Source organism: Kocuria sp. CH-021, from assembly GCF_049716185.1.
Lineage (GTDB): Bacteria > Actinomycetota > Actinomycetes > Actinomycetales > Micrococcaceae > Kocuria > Kocuria cellulosilytica.
In genome coordinates this window covers 146,331-161,827 of sequence record NZ_JBNAFK010000011.1, presented here as the reverse complement: position 1 = coordinate 161,827, position 15,497 = coordinate 146,331, and the positions used below count along the sequence as shown (strand labels likewise).

Below are 15,497 nucleotides of genomic sequence, written 5' to 3'. Positions count from 1 at the left end.
GGCTCCCACAGGAACATCCTCCCTGCCAGGCACCAGGCCTGACCATCAAGGACGTCCACCGAAGGGGGTCAACCTCACTTCGTGAAGGTGAGGTTAGAGCGTGGGCACTATGAACATCGAAGTAGCAGGGCAATGAGGTACAGCAAGCAGCGTGCGTTGGAAGAGGCGGAAATGGTGATCCGGCTTGACCAACCTGGTGCGACGGTGCTTGTGATGGGCGCCTCTTTCAATGCTGCGAAGAAGCAGTTGCACGGCGCGCGGCCGGATCTCATGGAGTGCATAGACCCGCCGGACCCGGTGTGACAAAGCTCACAGCAACGGTTTAGGGGACGGCATAGCGCGGCCAAGCGCGGCGAGTTGTGCCCAGAAGTTGCTAGTTGTTCCGCGCTGTTGCATCTCGCTTGTGGACAGCCGAACCACAAGAAGGCCACTACGGGGCGGCCGAATGGCCGTCCCGTGAAACGGACCGGTAGAATTGGATGCAAGGGCATCGAAAAGGCGAAAGCCAACCTCGATGCTCTTGGCAAGGAGGCTGGCTTCGATGTCTAAACTTGGCGGTTCAAGACATCGCTAGCCTAGCGCGGGAGCGGGGCCAGATGCCCCACTGTCGCTGGCGAGTTGCGTCACGTTACGTGGCCTGGCTTGACTTTCCTTGTCGTCCACTCTGGATCGACCTTAGGAACCAACGTGCTCTTTGAGATGAACAAGCCCGGGGAGAAGTGTGTCCGGACGGCCCTGTACGTCGTGCTCGACAAGAAGCTCCGGGGGACCGGACTGTCTGAGTTGGTGCATGAGGGTCACACCTTCCCCGACAAGGTCGGGAAGTGCGACACCTACTGGCCGCTGCAGGAGCTGTAGCTAGGGCGCTGGCCCCTTCCCGTGGAGGGGGCCAGCAACACCCTTCACACGTCGATGCCGTGTTCTTGCAGCCGTCGAGCGAGAGTGGCCGCGGCGATTTCGTCGGCCATACGCTCTGCCAGCACCGGATCGACTGTCCATCTGAGATCGGCGTCGCACCAGTGCTGAACGCATCGGGGCAGTGGGAACGGCATTTCCCGGACCAGGTTTCGCAGTGAAGTAGTCATGGCTAAAACTCCTCATCATCAGCTAGCAAGGGTTCTTCATTGACATAGCCACCGATCGGCTCTTGTCGTGGTGCCGGACCGACTGCGCCAGGGCCGAAGCTGAAGTTGGGAGGCTCCAGCGGCTCGCGTGGGAAGTGGATGTGCCGATCGGCGGGGTAATCGTCAGGGTCAAACGGCAGCGGCGGGATCTTGTCGTCGTCGATGTCGTGGTCCCGGTAGTTCTCTTTCAGCTCCCCGTTCTCGTCGTACTTGCGCCGGCCGAAGGGATACCACCTGTCATTCCACGGAGGTTCCGAGCTTGTGCTCTGGCGGGTGATCTCGGGCTCGCGGTGATGGGTGCGGCGGTTGTTCTCGCCCTGCGTCACGACTTCCAGGTGGTCGGGGTTCACGCACCACGGCGTGTTGCACAGGTGATCGACGACGAGATAGCCGGGGATGTAGACGCCATGGGTAAGCATCCACGCGACGCGATGCGCGCCAGTTGTGTACCCGCGATCAAAGTAAGCCGCGCCGTACTTGCTGCGCTCACCACGATGATGGTCGTAGTAGAAATTGCCGTGCCACGGCCAGCACGCCTCATCCCCACCTGACTGATCGACGTAGGCCCAGAACTTCTCCTTGCGCCGATGCAAGATGTAGCTCTCGATGCCACGGAACTCATGCGGCTTGCTGCCCTTAGGGTCGCCGGGGACATTTCGCCACTGACTGGGCCCCCTGATCTCTCGCTCCGCCGCCCGCTGCTGCTTGCGCTCTTGAGCCTTGCGCTTCCTGTATTCGACTTGGTACTCGCGCCGCTTCACGATCTTGTACCACTCCAGGTCGGCAGCGCTCATGTGCTCTGTGCCGTTGTTGCGGCGGCGCGTGGCTGCGGCCTTCTGTGCTCGTTCTCGGTACGAGCGTCTCCTCGCTTCGCGTGCTTCTTCAGCCTCACGGCTGCGCTTGCGCGTCTCGGCCGCCTTACGCTTGCGTTCCTCGCGCTGTTCGGGGGTGATGTTGTCCCAGTAGCGGCGGATGCCTTCCTTGGACTTCTCTGTCCACTCCGCTTGCTTGCGGCGTTGCTCATCGGTGCGCCCGCCGTAGTCGTAGTAGTCCATAGCATCCACGCTCCAGCAGGGACGCTTTCCTGTCCGCTGACAACGACTAGCAACGACGAATCGGTGCACGATCGGTGCACGCAGACACCGACCGGGGACGACTATTGACGACCGTCAACGACTAGGAAAAACGCCGGGATCACGCGGAGATTGAGCCTGGCCCGCGCAGTTTCAGGGGGTGTCATAAAGGCCGCTTCAACGTCTGAGCAGGCCGGGCGTCCGCACCGGCCCGCACGTCAGTCGGGGCCGGGCCGCCGGCGGTACTGCTTGGTCTCGGAGCGGCGGCGCTTTCCCTCGAGCCGCCGCCGTCGTGAGCCTCTCGTGGGCCGGGTCGCCCGCCGGACGGGGTCCGGGACCAGGGCCTCGCGCAGGAGGGCGGCCAGGCGTTGTCTCGCCGCGCTCCGGTTGCGGCGCTGCGCACGGTGCTCCGCGGCGCTGACGGTGAGCACGGTGCCCGCGAGTCTGCCGGCGAGCCGGTCGAGCACGAGGGCACGCTGGCAGTCGGTCAGCGCGGTGGTCGTGGCCAGGTCCAGGGAGAGCTGCACCCGCGAGTCGGAGGTGTTGACGCCCTGGCCGCCGGGTCCCGAGGCATGGGAGAACTGCTCGAGCAGCTCTCCCGCCGGCACCCGGAGGCCGCGGGGCGCTCCGGGGCCCGGGGGCACGTGCAGATCGTCCACCCGACGATTGTCCCGCACCCGCGGCGCCCGGGAGGCATCGGGCGGTGCGTGCGACGACGGGCGGCGCACGCACCGGCCGCTCACAGCTGGTAGTCGGTGTCCTCTCCCGGCGGGGCCTCCGCCTCGAGGTAGTCCTCGACGTCCACGAGGACGGCGGGGCCGGACTGCGCCACCTGCAGCGCGACGGCGAGGCTCGCCACGTCGTCCTCGGCCAGGGGCTGGTCGGGGAGGTCCACGGTGTAGCGGGCCTCTCCGTCGACGAGCACGGGGGTGATGTGGGCGGGGCCGCCCGTGAGGTCGACGACGGTCGCGGGGGCGATCTCGTCGCCCTCCTCGGGCATCGGTCGGTCGTCGGGGGGTGCGGGAGTGCTCATGGGGTCCGTCCTGTCGTTCGGGGTGCTGTCAGGCTACTGCCTGTTCGGCTCCGCGCAACGGACCGGCCGGTGGGTTCTCAGCGCAGGGCGCGCTTGATGTCGGCGCGCTCCTTCTCCAGCTTGCGCACCCGGTGGCCCAGCCTGAAGAGCCGGACGGATCCGACGAGGCCCATGATGAGGGCGCCGGCGACGGCCGCGAGCAGCATGGCCACGCCGAGCGGGAGGCTGAACTGCCAGCCCAGGTAGGTGAACTCCGCCGCCACGTTGTTCTGCAGGATGAAGACCAGCAGCAGGACCAGGACCAGCAGGCCGAGGATCAGGGCCGTCCACATGGCCCCCGAGACGCCCTGCTTCTGGTGCTCGTCCAGCGCGGGATCGGTGCCGGCCCGCTGCCGGACGGCCGGTTCCCGGCCGTCCGCCGGGGGCTGCGCGGCGGAGGCGTCCGGCGCGGGGCTCCGCGGCTCGTCCCCGGGGGCGGGGGAGGGCCGGTTCGGGTCGGGGGATGCTGGGGTGCGGGCCATGACGGTTCTCTCCCTGGTCGCGGACGGATCGCGGTGACGCTGTGCTCCTCACCGTAGTCCTGGTCGGCGCGGCGCTGAAGACCCGCCGGGGCTCAGCGGGCCGGGAGCTCGCGGCCGAGGAAGCGGCGCACCGTGGCGGGGAGCAGCGCGAGCGTGTCCGCCTGGCCCACGGGCCCGGACCGGCCGACCTTCAGGGCGTGGTCCGCGCCCGCCACCGGGACGACCTCGACCGCCGGTGCGCCGGCCGCGGCGGCCTCGACCTCGTCCGCCGTGCCGAGGGCGTCCCGCGTGCCCTGCAGCACGAGCACGGGGACCTCCGGGCGCAGCAGCTCCTCGGCCCGGGAGCGCTCCGGCCGGCGCGGCGGGTGCAGGGGGAAGGCCAGGCAGACGACGGCGGACGCGCCGGTCGCGCCGGCCGTCCGGCACGCCACGCGCGCGCCCGCGCTGCGGCCCCCGACGACGACGGGCACCCCGGCGGCCAGTTCGGTCACGGCCGGCAGGGCGGCCAGCCACCCGGTGTCGAGGGCGGCCGGGCGCGGTGCGACCCTCCGGCCGGCCAGGACCCACGGCTGCTCGTGGCGCACGACCGTGACGCCGTGGCGGGGGAGCTCCTCGGCGAGCACGGCGAGGTCGGGGGCTCCGGCGCCCCCGCCCGCGCCGTGCCCGAGCCACAGCAGGGCCGTGGGGTCCGCGGCGGGGGAGACCAGCAGGCGTCCCGGGCCGGTCTCGGTGGGCACGGTGAGCTCGGTCGGTCGGGGCATGGTCTCCACGGTAGCCGGGCGGCCGTCGCCGTGCGGGGCGCACGGCCCCCGGCCCCGCGGGGGACCCCGCGCGGAGGCGCCGGTCCGCCGCCCCGGCCCGGCGGGTGCCCGCCGGACCGGGCCGGGGCCTAGCATGTCGGCATGGCATCCCCGCACGCTTCCGGCGGCGCCCGGCCCGGCCGGGCGGACCTCGAGGCCGCCCGGAACACGACCCTGCCCGACCTGCTGGGCCCGGACGTGCGGCTGCTGATCTGCGGCATCAACCCGAGCCTGTGGGCCGCCGCCACCCAGGCGCACTTCGCCCGGCCCGGCAACCGGTTCTGGCCGGCCCTGCACGACGCCGGGCTCACGGGCCGGCTCGTGGACTGCTCGGCCGGGATGCGCGCGGAGGACCGGCAGCACGTGCTGGACCGGGGCCTCGGCATCACGAACCTGGTGCGCCGGGCCACGGCCCGGGCCGACGAGCTGGACCCGGCCGAGTTCGTGGCCGGCCGGCAGCGGCTGGCCGAGCTGGTGGCCGAGCTGCGCCCCGCCGTCGTCGCGGTCGCCGGCGTCACCGCCTACCGGCACGCCTTCGCGGAGCCGAGGGCCGCGCTCGGGCGCCAGGACCGGGACCTGGCCGGGGCGCAGCTCTGGGCGCTGCCCAGCCCCAGCGGGCTCAACGCCCACGCGTCCCGGGCGGGCCTGGCCGCCGCGTTCGCCGAGGCGGGACGGGCGGCGGGCCTCCTGCCCGCCCGGCCGCTCCCGTGACCGGCCGCGGCGGGCGGCTCAGACGAAGAGGAGCAGGCTCACGGCCATGACCGCCATCCCGGCCACCAGCCCGTAGACCGACAGGTGGTGCTCGCCGTACTCCTGGGCCGTGGGCAGCAGCTTGTCCAGGGAGATGAAGACCATGATCCCGGCCACGCCCGCGAACACCACGCCGAAGACGACGTCGTCGAGGAACGGCCGCAGGACGAGGTACCCGAGCACCCCGCCGACCGGTTCCGCGAGGCCCGAGAGGAACGCCCAGCGGAACGCCCTCCGGCGGTTGCCCGTGGCGTGGTAGATCGGCACCGCCACGGAGATCCCCTCGGGGATGTTGTGCAGGGCGATGGCCACCACCACCGGGATCGCCACGGACGGCTCCTGCATGGCCACCACGAAGGTCGCGAAGCCCTCGGGGAAGTTGTGGATCGCGATCGCCACCGCGGTCATCGTGCCCATCCGCATGAGCCGGCGCTGCCGTCCGGCGTCGTCGTGCGGGTACTCGTGCGGATTGGCCCGGGCGGGCACGAGCCGGTCGATCACCGCGATCAGGGCGATGCCCCCGAAGAACCCGCCCGCCGTGGCCCACGCCCCGGAGCGCTCCCCGAGCTCCGCGACCAGGGCGACCTGGGCCTTGACGAAGATCTCGATCATGGACACGTAGATCATCACGCCGGCCGAGAAGCCGAGGCTCACCGCCAGGAACTTCGCGTCCGTGCGCCGGGTGACCAGGGACAGGAAGGCGCCCGCCCCGGTGGCCAGACCCGCGAACAGCGTCAGGCCGAAGGCGAACAGCAGCTCGTTCACGGGCGGGTCGACTCCGTTCCTGACCGGGGTGGGGCGCTCGCAGTCTAGCGAACGGGACGGGCGCCCCCGGCCGCCGCCCGGCGGTGGGCCACAATGGCCGGATGACGACGTCCACCGGAAGCACCGCGGGAGCGCACGGCCGCCCGCCGGCCCTCCTCGCCGACCGGTACACGGCCGCGTGGGAGCTGGTCCCCGACGGGCCCGCGCGGGACGACGACGGGGCCCTGGTCCAGCCGGTGCGCACCCGCGCCGGGGAACCGGCCGTGCTGCGGCTGGCCCCGCCGCGGCCCGGCGCCGAGCACGAGCACCTGGCCCTGCGCGTGTGGGCCGGCCGCGGGGCCGTGCGGCTGCTCCGGGCGGAGCCGGCGGACCGGGCGCTGCTGCTCGAGCGCACCGCCGACCGGGACCTGCACGCCCTGCCGGTCCTGGAGGCCTGCCGCGTGCTCGGCGAGCTGACCCGCGTCCTCGCCCGGCCGCCGCGGCCCCCGTTCCCGCGCCTGTCGGGGACGGCCCGGCGGTGGCAGGCGGAGCTGGCGGGGGCCGCGGAGCTGGACGCCCGGTTCCCGCGCCGCTTCCGCCTGCAGGCCGTCAAGAGCCTCGAGCGGCTCCGGCGCGACGACCTGGACGCGGCGCTCGTGCACCAGGACCTGCACTACGGGGCCGTGCGCGCGTCGGCGCGCGCCCCGTGGCTGGCCACGGGGGCCGACGCGGTGGTCGGGACCCCGGAGTTCGCGCTGGTCCCAGCCCTGTGGCACCGCGCGGAGGAGGCCGGCCGCGGCGGGGCGCTGGCCGCGGCCCTGGCGGACCGGATGGAGGCCCTCGTCCTGGCGGCCGGCGCCGACGAGGAGCGGCTCCGGGCGTGGACGCTCGTCCGGTGCACGGTGGCGGCCCGGGACGAGATCCTCCGCCCCACCGGCGCCGCGCACCGGGAGATCAGCCGGCTGGTCCAGCTGTGCAAGGCCGTGCAGCGGGGCGCGTGAGCCGCCCGAGCCCCGGGCCGGGGCTCAGGCGGCGGGGGAGCGGCGGAAGCCCAGGTCCGCGGCGAGCGGGCGCCACGCCGCCACGAGCAGGGCGAGCGCGGTGGGCACGAGGACCGGGAAGCCCATCGCCAGGTAGCCCAGGGCCCCGAGCACCCCGCCGGCGAAGAAGAGTCCCACGAGCGCGGCCAGCAGCCTGAGCTTCCCGGCGTCGCCGGTCACCGGGTCCGCGTCCGCGAGCCGGTTGCGGTAGAGGAACTTGCCGAGCTCGATGCCGATGTCCGTGACCATGCCCGTCACGTGGGTGGTGCGGATCGTGGCGCCCGAGATCTTGGTGATGACCGCGTTCTGCAGCCCCATGGTGAAGGCGAGCACCGGGACGAACAGCAGGTCCCGGTGCTCCCAGGTCAGGCTCTCCGCCAGCAGGCCGAAGCCGAGCATGAGCAGGCCCTCCAGCAGCAGGACGTTGGCGTAGCGGCTGTGCAGCCCGCGGCGCCGCGCCCAGTTGAACATCAGCGCGCAGCACGCGGCCCCGCCCGTGAACGCGGCCACGGCCAGCGCGCCGAGCGCCACGAGCCGCAGGTCGCCCAGCACGAGGTGGTCGGCCACCATCGCGGTGAGCCCCGTCATGTGGGAGGTGTACACGGCCACGGCCACGAATCCCACGGAGTTGAGCACCCCGGCCACCAGCGCGAGCAGGTAGGCGAGGTGCCGGTTGAGGGCGGGGGTGCGGCGGGGTCCCGCGACGTTGAGCAGATAGCGGTCGATCCGGGCCCTCATGCCGCGAGCCTAGCCCGCCGCGCCGGGGAGCGGGCCGCCGCCCGGGCCGGGCCGGGGCGCCCGGCGGTCAGTCGGAGCGGTTGCCGAGCGCCTCGACGGTCTCCGCGGCCAGGGCGAGGCCGGCACCGCTGTAGAGGTTGAAGACCGTGCGGACCCCGTGCCCGCGCAGCTCCTGCACCTCGTCGTCGTACTGGGCCACGGCGGCCACGGCCCCCGCGAACCCCGACTCCGTGAGCTGGCGCAGGGCCACGAGGATGGAGCCGTGGAAGGGCATGGCCAGTACCGCGATCCGCACGTGGCCGGTCGCGATCACCCGTTCCCAGAACTCCTGGTCGGTCGCGTCGGCCTCCTGGACGTCGAAGCCCTGCGACTGCAGCCGCGCCACACGGTCCGTGGCGTTCTCGATGCCCACCACGGCGAATCCGTGCTCGTCGGCGAGCTCCCGGTAGGCCGCCTGCCCCACCCGGCCCATGCCGAGCACCAGGACCTCGGCGTGGCCGATGTCGATGGGGCGGTCCTCCGGGTGCAGCTTCTCGTCGGGGTGCTCCGGCAGCCGCCGGGCGAGGACGCTGGTCAGGGAGGAGCCGCGCCGGTTGACGAGGGCCGAGACCACGAAGCTCAGGGCGACCGCCACGGAGAGCATCACCAGCCAGTCCTCGTCGAACATCCCGGCCGAGACCCCGATGGCCCCCAGGATCAGGGCGAACTCGGAGTGGTTGCCCAGGGCCAGGCCGGTCCGCAGCGACGTGCGTCGGCGCAGCCCGAACCCCCAGAGCAGGAGCACGAACAGCATCGCCTGGACCGGGAGGAGGGCCAGCAGCAGCGCGCCCATGGTGACCATCTCGAGGGTCGGCATCCCGTGGAAGCCGATCGAGACGAAGAAGGCGACCAGCAGGAGGTCCTTGAGGGTGAACAGGGTGCGGGACAGCTCCCCGGCGTTGGCGTGCGAGGCCAGGAGCATGCCGACCAGCAGCGCCCCGAGATCCCCCTTGAGGCCCACCGAGGAGAAGGCGATGTAGCCGGGCACCAGGGCCATGACGATCCCGAACAGGGCCTGCAGCTCCCCGTGCCCGATCCGGTCCCAGATCCGGCGGAACAGCCACGCCGCCGGGAGCAGCAGCAGCAGGGCCGCGGCCCACGGGCTCGGGGGGTGCTCGCTCGTGACCGTGATGAACGCGACGGCGGCGATGTCCTGGATGATGAGGATGCCGATCGCCACGCGCCCGTAGAGGGACGTGGTCTCGCTGCGCTCCTCGAGCACCTTGAACACCAGCACGGTGCTGGAGAAGGACAGAGCGAATCCGGCCAGCAGCAGCGCGCGGAGGTTCTCGCCCGGCAGCTGCAGTCCCACCAGCATGAGCACGCCCAGGAACCCCGCTCCGAGGGCCGTGCTGAGGACCATGTGGATCCCGGCGGTCCCCCAGATCTCCTTGCGCAGCAGCGAGCGGGCGTCGAGCTTGAGGCCGATGCCGAACAGCATCAGGGTCACCCCGACGTCGGCCAGCTGGTCGAGCTCGGGGAGCCGCTCCACGCCCAGGCCGTTGAGCACGAAGCCCGCGGCCAGGAAGCCCACCAGGGGCGGCAGCCGGAGCAGGACCGCGAGGGCGCCGGCGCCGAAGGCGACGACCAGGTACACGGCGACCGTTGTCACAGCAGGCTCCCTCGCCGGGCCGGTGGGTGGGGACCCCTCCAGTCTAGGGGCGCGGCGGAGCCCGGGCGGGGCCGGGACGGCATGCGCCGGTCCGCCCGGCGGCGCCCGGTCCGCCGAGCGCCTACAGTGGTCGCAGCACGGGGCGGCGAGGGAAGGACCGGAGCATGCAGGAGAGCGAGCGGCCCGGCGGCGCCGGGTCCGTGCTGACGCGGTCCCAGCGGCTGGACCGGCTGCCCTTCACCACCGAGCACCGGAAGCTGCTCGTGGGCTCCGGCGTCGGCTGGGCCCTGGACGCCATGGACGTGGGCCTCATCTCGTTCGTGATGGCCGCGCTCGCCCAGGAGTGGGGCCTGGGCTCCGGGGAGCTGTCCCTGCTCGCCTCGATCGGCTTCGTGGGCATGGCCGTGGGCGCCAGCCTCGGCGGGCTCCTGGCCGACCGGCTCGGCCGGCGCCAGGTCTTCGCCCTGACCCTGCTGGTCTACGGCCTGGCCACCGGCGCGTCCGCGCTCGCCGGCTCCCTCGCCGCGCTCGTGGTCCTGCGCTTCGTGGTGGGCCTCGGCCTCGGCGCCGAGCTGCCCGTGGCCTCGACCCTCGTCTCCGAGTACGCCCCCCGCCGGATCCGCGGGCGCGTGGTGGTGGTCCTCGAGTCCTTCTGGGCCGTCGGCTGGGTCCTCGCCGCGCTCGTGGGCTACTTCGTGGTGCCCTCCTCCCCGGACGGCTGGCGCTGGGCGCTGGTCGTGGGTCTCGTCCCGGCCCTCTACGCCGTGGTGGTGCGCCGGGCCCTGCCGGAGTCCGTGCGCTTCCTCGAGCACCGGGGCCGGACGGACGAGGCGGAGGCCGCGGTGCGCGCGTTCGAGGGCGCCCGGCCCCTGGGCCGCTCCCGGGCCGAGACCACGGAGCAGGCCCGGGCCGCCGAGCAGTCCCCGCCGGTCCGCGTCACGGGGCGGGCCGGGATCTGGAGCCGGGCGCTGCGGAGGCGCACGGCGGCGCTGTGGACCGTCTGGTTCTGCATCAACTTCGCCTACTACGGGGCGTTCACCTGGTTGCCCACGCTCCTGCTCCAGCAGGGCCTCACCTTGACGACGTCCTTCGGCTACGTCCTGGTCATCACCCTCGCCCAGCTCCCCGGCTACGCCGCGGCCGCCTGGCTCATCGAGGTCTGGGGCCGGCGGATCACCCTGGCCGTGTTCCTCGGGGGCTCCGCGCTGAGCGCCGTGCTGTTCGGGATCGTGTCGATGGGCAGCATCGTGCTCCCGTGGCAGGTGATCGGCTCCGGCATGGCTCTGTCCTTCTTCAACCTGGGCGCGTGGGGCGCGCTCTACGCGATCGGCCCGGAGCTCTATCCCACCGCGCTGCGCGGGACCGGGACCGGGGCGGCGGCCGCCTTCGGCCGGATCGCCTCGATCCTGGCGCCCCTCGCCGTGCCGGTGCTGCTCGCGCTCGGCGGGGAGGACTACGACGTGGTGACCGTCTTCGCCGTGTTCGGCGCGGCCTTCCTCGTGGCGGCGCTCTCCGCGTTCGCGCTGCCCGAGCAGCGGGGACGGGCCCTGCAGTGACCGCCCCGGCCGTCCTGACCGACCGCGAGATCGGTCTCGCGCGGCTCGTCGCCCACGGGCTCGTGCGGCCCGAGGACGTGGCGCCCGAGGACGTGGTGCGCGCTCTCGGGGCCGTCCAGGCGCAGGACCTGCCCGGCGCCCTGGTCTCGGTCGGCCTGCGGCGGGCCGGCGGGTCCGCCGGCCTGCGGCAGGCCTTCGACGACGGCCGGATCGTGCGCACCTGGCCGATGCGCGGGACCCTGCACCTGGTGCCCGCCGAGGAGCTGCGGGACTGGCTGGCGGTGCTGGGTCCCCGCACCGTCGCCTCGACGGCGGCCCGCCGCCGCGCTCTGGGCATCGACGAGCGGCTGGACGCGGCGCGGGAGGCCGCGCTCGCCGCGCTGCGCCACGGCCCGCAGCCCCGCGAGCGCCTGCACGCCGCGTGGGAGGAGGCCGGGCTGCTGGGGGAGCCGGGCCGGGGCTACCACCTGATGCTCGCCCTGCACCTGGACGCGACCCTGTGCATGGGCCCGCTGAGCGCGGACGCGCGGGACCAGCTCGTGGTCCCCGTGGCGGACTGGATCCCGGCGGCGGGGGAGGGAGCGGCCGGGGAGGGGGCGGCCGGGCCCGGGGCGGGCGCCGGCGGCGCCCCGCCCGTCGTCGCGCGCTGGGTCCGCCGGTACCTGCGCGGCCACGGCCCGGCCTCCGTGGCGGACGCCGCCCGGTGGGCGGCCCTGCCGCGCTCCGCGGTGCGCGAGGCCCTGGCCGGCCTGGACGGTGTCGTGGCCGTGCACGACCGCGCCGGGCGCGAGCTGTGGTGCGCCCCCGAGGTGCTGGACGGCCCCGCCCCCGGCGACCGGCGGGCCGCCGGGGTCTTCCTGCTGCCGCCCTTCGACGAGTTCGTCCTGGGCTACGGGGACCGGTCCCACGTGCTGGCCCCGGAGCGGGCGAGCAGCATCGTCCCCGGCGGCAACGGCGTCTTCAAGCCCACCGTCGTGGCCGGCGGGCGGATCGTGGGGACCTGGGGGCGCGCCCGCCGCGCCGGGGGGCCCGCGCTCGTGCTCGACCCGTTCGAGGAGCTCTCGCCCGCGCGCCGCCGGGCCGCCGAACGGGCCTTCGCGCGGCTGCCGGCGCTCTGAGCCGAGACGAACCCGGTATGGGTCCGGAGGCCCGGGAGGTGGTCCGGCTCACCCGGCCCTCGGTAGGGTGAGGCCATGATCAATCCCGCCCGCCTGCACTCGGACCTCTCCCGCCTCGGCCGCGAGACCGAGATGTTCCTGGCCACCGCCGCGTCCCTGTCCGACGACGAGCTGGCCGCCCCCTCGCTGTGCGACGGGTGGCGCCGCGCCGACGTCGTCGCCCACCTCGCGTCCAACGGGCGCGCGCTCGTCAACCTCATCGACTGGGCCGTCACCGGAGAGGAGCAGGCCCCCTACGCGTCCCCCGAGGCCCGCAACCAGGAGATCGCCGAGCTGGCGGACCTGCCCCGGGAGGAGCTGCTCGAGCGGGCGCGCGAGTCCGCGGCCTACTTCGCCGAGCAGTCCCAGCGGCTGGCGGGGGAGCTCGCGGTCGAGGAGGTGCACCTGCACGGCAAGCAGATCCCCGCGACCTCCATCGTGGCGCTGCGCATCGCCGAGGTCGTCGTCCACCACCACGACCTCGACACCGCCTGGACCATCGAGGAGGCCGATCCCGACTCGCTGCTCAACGCCCTCGAGGCGGCCGTGCGCACCATGCGGGCCAAGGGGGCCCCCGGCATGACGCTGGTGACCGAGGAGCGCGACGAGTGGGTGATCGGCGACGGCGCCCTGCGCGTGGAGTCCGACCGGGAGGGCCTGCTCGGGTGGCTGGCCCGCGGCGACGACGAGAACGTCGAGGCCGACGGCCCGCTGCCGGTGCTGCCCTCCTGGTGAGCCGGGGCTCCGTGCGCAGCTGGTGGCTCGCGGTGCTGGTCCTGCTCGTAACCGGCGCCGCCGTGGCCGTCCGGCTCGGGCGCGGAGAGCCGGGCGAGGCGGGGATCGTCCTGCTCGCCGGGGCCGCGGGCGTGGCGGTGTGCTCCCCGCTGGTGTTCCCGCGCCGGGGTGCGGCCCCGGACGCCGTGACCGTGTACTACCGTCCCGGCTGCGGGTACTGCCTGCGCCTGCGGGCCTCCCTCGGCTCCCTCGCCCGGCGCGCGCGCTGGGTCGACATCTGGGCGGACCCGGAGGCCGCCGCCTACGTCCGCTCCGTCAACGGGGGCGACGCCACCGTGCCGACCGTCGTGCTCGACGGCGTCCCGCACACCAATCCGCCCCCCGCGACGGTCCGGGCGGCGCTGGAGCACCGGGCCTGAGCGCGCCGCCGGGCGCCGCACCGCGCCCGGGGACGGCGGGTCGGCGGGGTCACAGCCGTCCGGGGTGCCGTCCGGGCGGTCCCGCGGGGTAGAATGGTCGACGGCCCGCTGTGCGGGCGCTCCCGCCCGGGTCCCTCCGGGTGCGCGGCGGCGCCCCGGCCGCACCCATCGGGAGGGCTGCACCTCCCCCCGCATCTCCACCCGAAGAGAGACCCACGCGTATGCCTGTCACCTCCACCACCGCCCAGCGCGCCGACCTCCGCAACGTGGCCATCGTGGCCCACGTCGACCACGGCAAGACCACCATCGTGGACGCGATGCTCCAGCAGACGCACGCGTTCTCCTCCCACGGTGAGGTCGAGGAGCGCGTGATGGACTCCGGTGACCTGGAGCGCGAGAAGGGGATCACGATCCTCGCCAAGAACACCACGGTGTTCTACGACGGTCCCTCCGCCGAGGGGGAGACCATCACCATCAACGTCATCGACACCCCCGGCCACGCCGACTTCGGCGGCGAGGTCGAGCGCGGGCTGTCCATGGTCGACGGCGTCGTGCTGCTCGTGGACGCCTCCGAGGGCCCGCTGCCGCAGACCCGCTTCGTGCTGCGCAAGGCCCTCGAGGCCAAGCTGCCCGTGATCCTCGTGGTCAACAAGGTCGACCGCCCGGACGCCCGGATCGAGGAGGTCGTGCACGAGTCCATGGACCTGCTGCTGGGCCTGGCCTCGGACATCTCCGAGGACGAGCCGGACCTCGACCTGGACGCCGTCCTGGACGTGCCCGTGGTCTACGCCGCGGGCCGTGACGGCCGGGCCTCCCTCACGCAGCCCGAGAACGGCGGCCTGCCGGACAACGAGGACCTCGAGCCGCTGTTCGCGACGATCATCAAGCACGTCCCCGCGCCCTCCTACGACCCCGAGGGCGTGCTCCAGGCGCACGTCACCAACCTGGACGCCTCCCCGTTCCTGGGCCGCCTCGCCCTGCTGCGCATCTTCAACGGCACCCTCAGGAAGGGCCAGACCGTGGCCTGGGCGCGGGCGAACGGCGAGCTCAAGAACGTGCGGATCTCCGAGCTGCTGGCCACCAAGGGCCTGGACCGCGTCCCCGCCGAGTCCGCCGGCCCCGGTGAGATCGTGGCCGTGGCCGGGATCGAGGAGATCACCATCGGCGAGACCCTCACCGACCCGGAGAACCCGCAGCCCCTGCCCCTGATCACCGTGGACGACCCGGCGATCTCCATGACCATCGGGATCAACACCTCCCCGCTGGCCGGCCGCGCCAAGGGCACCAAGGTCACCGCCCGCCAGGTCAAGGACCGCCTCGACAAGGAGCTCGTCGGCAACGTCTCGCTCAAGGTGCTCCCCACCCAGCGCCCCGACGCCTGGGAGGTGCAGGGCCGCGGCGAGCTGGCCCTGGCCATCCTCGTGGAGCAGATGCGCCGCGAGGGCTTCGAGCTGACCGCCGGCAAGCCCCAGGTCGTGACGAAGACCGTCGACGGCAAGGTGCACGAGCCCTACGAGCACATGACCATCGACGTGCCGGACGAGTTCCTCGGCGCCGTGACCCAGCTGATGGCCGGGCGCAAGGGCCGCATGGAGGCCATGGCCAACCACGGCACCGGCTGGGTGCGGATGGAGTTCAAGGTCCCCGCCCGCGGCCTCATCGGCTTCCGCACCAAGTTCCTCACCGAGACCCGCGGCGCCGGCATCGCGTCCTCCTACGCCGACGGCTACGAGCCGTGGGCCGGGGACATCGAGTACCGCACCAACGGCTCGATGATCGCCGACCGCTCCGGCGTGGTCACCCCGTTCGCCATGATCAACCTGCAGGAGCGCGGCTCCTTCTTCGTGGAGCCCACCTCCGAGGTCTACGAGGGCATGATCGTGGGCGAGAACTCCCGCGCCGACGACATGGACGTGAACATCACGAAGGAGAAGAAGCTCACCAACATGCGGGCGGCCTCCTCCGACACCTTCGAGAACCTCACGCCCCCGCGCAAGCTGACCCTCGAGGAGTCCCTCGAGTTCGCCCGCGAGGACGAGTGCGTGGAGGTCACCCCGGACGCGATCCGCATCCGCAAGGTGATCCTCGACGCCAACGAGCGGATGAAGGCCAACCGGGCCCGGGCCCGCGCCTGATCCCGGCCCGCAGCAGCACCG

General features: G+C 73.2%; 18 protein-coding genes. 9 read left to right on the top strand and 9 right to left on the bottom strand.

The genetic code is table 11. The features are described from left to right. Window positions 1-132 precede the first annotated feature (132 nt). Window positions 133-303, top strand: a complete 171-nt coding sequence (locus tag ACPYN7_RS10695) for a hypothetical protein (RefSeq protein WP_424347619.1) — start codon at window positions 133-135, stop codon at window positions 301-303. A gap of 384 nt (window positions 304-687) precedes the next feature. Continuing rightward, a complete protein-coding gene (locus ACPYN7_RS10690; protein ID WP_424347618.1) occupies window positions 688-858 on the top strand; it encodes a hypothetical protein in 171 nt (56 codons plus the stop codon). 44 nt (window positions 859-902) lie between these two features. Here ACPYN7_RS10690 and ACPYN7_RS10685 read toward each other — a convergent pair whose 3' ends face one another. The 6 genes from ACPYN7_RS10685 to ACPYN7_RS10660 form a co-directional block, all read right to left on the bottom strand. Continuing rightward, window positions 903-1,085 (bottom strand): hypothetical protein, encoded by a 183-nt coding sequence (locus tag ACPYN7_RS10685; protein ID WP_424347617.1) that lies wholly within the window; start codon window positions 1,083-1,085, stop codon window positions 903-905. A gap of 2 nt (window positions 1,086-1,087) precedes the next feature. Next, the gene (locus tag ACPYN7_RS10680; RefSeq protein ID WP_424347616.1) at window positions 1,088-2,179 is read right to left on the bottom strand and encodes an HNH endonuclease signature motif containing protein; all 1,092 of its coding nucleotides are present in this window, start codon (window positions 2,177-2,179) and stop codon (window positions 1,088-1,090) included. Between the two features lie 236 nt (window positions 2,180-2,415). Next, complete coding sequence (gene arfB, locus ACPYN7_RS10675; protein ID WP_424347615.1) at window positions 2,416-2,856, bottom strand: alternative ribosome rescue aminoacyl-tRNA hydrolase ArfB; 441 nt, start codon at window positions 2,854-2,856, stop codon at window positions 2,416-2,418. Window positions 2,857-2,936: 80 nt separating this feature from the next. Continuing rightward, the gene (locus tag ACPYN7_RS10670) at window positions 2,937-3,230 is read right to left on the bottom strand and encodes a hypothetical protein (protein WP_058872600.1); all 294 of its coding nucleotides are present in this window, start codon (window positions 3,228-3,230) and stop codon (window positions 2,937-2,939) included. Window positions 3,231-3,307: 77 nt separating this feature from the next. Continuing rightward, entirely contained in the window at window positions 3,308-3,751 is a 444-nt protein-coding gene (locus ACPYN7_RS10665) for a lipopolysaccharide assembly protein LapA domain-containing protein (protein WP_058872601.1), read from the bottom strand. 92 nt (window positions 3,752-3,843) lie between these two features. Further along, a complete protein-coding gene (locus tag ACPYN7_RS10660) occupies window positions 3,844-4,512 on the bottom strand; it encodes an alpha/beta family hydrolase (protein WP_424347614.1) in 669 nt (222 codons plus the stop codon). Window positions 4,513-4,653: 141 nt separating this feature from the next. Here ACPYN7_RS10660 and ACPYN7_RS10655 point away from each other — a divergent pair, with 141 nt between their 5' ends. Continuing rightward, entirely contained in the window at window positions 4,654-5,262 is a 609-nt protein-coding gene (locus ACPYN7_RS10655; protein WP_058872603.1) for a mismatch-specific DNA-glycosylase, read from the top strand. Window positions 5,263-5,280: 18 nt separating this feature from the next. Here ACPYN7_RS10655 and zupT read toward each other — a convergent pair whose 3' ends face one another. Beyond that, entirely contained in the window at window positions 5,281-6,066 is a 786-nt protein-coding gene (gene zupT / locus ACPYN7_RS10650; RefSeq protein ID WP_058872604.1) for a zinc transporter ZupT, read from the bottom strand. A 101-nt stretch (window positions 6,067-6,167) separates the two neighbouring features. Between zupT and ACPYN7_RS10645 the strand changes: the two genes are divergently transcribed. Beyond that, entirely contained in the window at window positions 6,168-7,046 is an 879-nt protein-coding gene (locus ACPYN7_RS10645) for an aminoglycoside phosphotransferase family protein (protein ID WP_424347613.1), read from the top strand. A gap of 24 nt (window positions 7,047-7,070) precedes the next feature. On the opposite strand, the gene ACPYN7_RS10640 is transcribed toward ACPYN7_RS10645, so the two are convergent. Next, the gene (locus ACPYN7_RS10640) at window positions 7,071-7,823 is read right to left on the bottom strand and encodes a YoaK family protein (RefSeq protein ID WP_058872606.1); all 753 of its coding nucleotides are present in this window, start codon (window positions 7,821-7,823) and stop codon (window positions 7,071-7,073) included. A 67-nt stretch (window positions 7,824-7,890) separates the two neighbouring features. Continuing rightward, window positions 7,891-9,474: a cation:proton antiporter gene (locus tag ACPYN7_RS10635; protein WP_424347612.1), complete on the bottom strand. Its 1,584-nt coding sequence runs from the start codon at window positions 9,472-9,474 to the stop codon at window positions 7,891-7,893. 164 nt (window positions 9,475-9,638) lie between these two features. Here ACPYN7_RS10635 and ACPYN7_RS10630 point away from each other — a divergent pair, with 164 nt between their 5' ends. From ACPYN7_RS10630 to typA, 5 genes are all read left to right on the top strand, one after another. After that, on the top strand, window positions 9,639-11,030 hold the full coding sequence (locus ACPYN7_RS10630) for an MFS transporter (RefSeq protein ID WP_197412608.1): 1,392 nt from the start codon (window positions 9,639-9,641) through the stop codon (window positions 11,028-11,030). Beyond that, window positions 11,027-12,148 carry a winged helix DNA-binding domain-containing protein gene (locus ACPYN7_RS10625; RefSeq protein ID WP_424347611.1) on the top strand — a complete coding sequence of 374 codons (1,122 nt, stop codon included), beginning with the start codon at window positions 11,027-11,029 and terminating at the stop codon, window positions 12,146-12,148. The genes ACPYN7_RS10630 and ACPYN7_RS10625 overlap by 4 nt, the downstream gene beginning before the upstream one ends. Window positions 12,149-12,223: 75 nt before the next feature. After that, complete coding sequence (locus tag ACPYN7_RS10620) at window positions 12,224-12,922, top strand: maleylpyruvate isomerase family mycothiol-dependent enzyme (RefSeq protein WP_058872609.1); 699 nt, start codon at window positions 12,224-12,226, stop codon at window positions 12,920-12,922. Continuing rightward, a complete protein-coding gene (locus ACPYN7_RS10615) occupies window positions 12,919-13,341 on the top strand; it encodes a glutaredoxin domain-containing protein (protein ID WP_058872610.1) in 423 nt (140 codons plus the stop codon). The genes ACPYN7_RS10620 and ACPYN7_RS10615 overlap by 4 nt, the downstream gene beginning before the upstream one ends. 221 nt (window positions 13,342-13,562) lie before the next feature. After that, window positions 13,563-15,476 carry a translational GTPase TypA gene (gene typA / locus ACPYN7_RS10610; protein ID WP_058872611.1) on the top strand — a complete coding sequence of 638 codons (1,914 nt, stop codon included), beginning with the start codon at window positions 13,563-13,565 and terminating at the stop codon, window positions 15,474-15,476. Window positions 15,477-15,497 lie beyond the last annotated feature (21 nt).

Bases quoted from the DNA above. Each gene is read 5' to 3' on its own strand.
- ACPYN7_RS10695 (WP_424347619.1), top strand. From the start codon at position 133: ATGAGGTACAGCAAGCAGCGTGCGTTGGAAGAGGCGGAAATGGTGATC.
- ACPYN7_RS10685 (WP_424347617.1), bottom strand. From the start codon at position 1,085: ATGACTACTTCACTGCGAAACCTGGTCCGGGAAATGCCGTTCCCACTG.
- ACPYN7_RS10680 (WP_424347616.1), bottom strand. From the start codon at position 2,179: ATGGACTACTACGACTACGGCGGGCGCACCGATGAGCAACGCCGCAAG.
- ACPYN7_RS10670 (WP_058872600.1), bottom strand. From the start codon at position 3,230: ATGAGCACTCCCGCACCCCCCGACGACCGACCGATGCCCGAGGAGGGC.
- ACPYN7_RS10665 (WP_058872601.1), bottom strand. From the start codon at position 3,751: ATGGCCCGCACCCCAGCATCCCCCGACCCGAACCGGCCCTCCCCCGCC.
- ACPYN7_RS10660 (WP_424347614.1), bottom strand. From the start codon at position 4,512: ATGCCCCGACCGACCGAGCTCACCGTGCCCACCGAGACCGGCCCGGGA.
- ACPYN7_RS10655 (WP_058872603.1), top strand. From the start codon at position 4,654: ATGGCATCCCCGCACGCTTCCGGCGGCGCCCGGCCCGGCCGGGCGGAC.
- ACPYN7_RS10645 (WP_424347613.1), top strand. From the start codon at position 6,168: ATGACGACGTCCACCGGAAGCACCGCGGGAGCGCACGGCCGCCCGCCG.
- ACPYN7_RS10640 (WP_058872606.1), bottom strand. From the start codon at position 7,823: ATGAGGGCCCGGATCGACCGCTATCTGCTCAACGTCGCGGGACCCCGC.
- ACPYN7_RS10630 (WP_197412608.1), top strand. From the start codon at position 9,639: ATGCAGGAGAGCGAGCGGCCCGGCGGCGCCGGGTCCGTGCTGACGCGG.
- ACPYN7_RS10620 (WP_058872609.1), top strand. From the start codon at position 12,224: ATGATCAATCCCGCCCGCCTGCACTCGGACCTCTCCCGCCTCGGCCGC.
- typA (WP_058872611.1), top strand. From the start codon at position 13,563: ATGCCTGTCACCTCCACCACCGCCCAGCGCGCCGACCTCCGCAACGTG.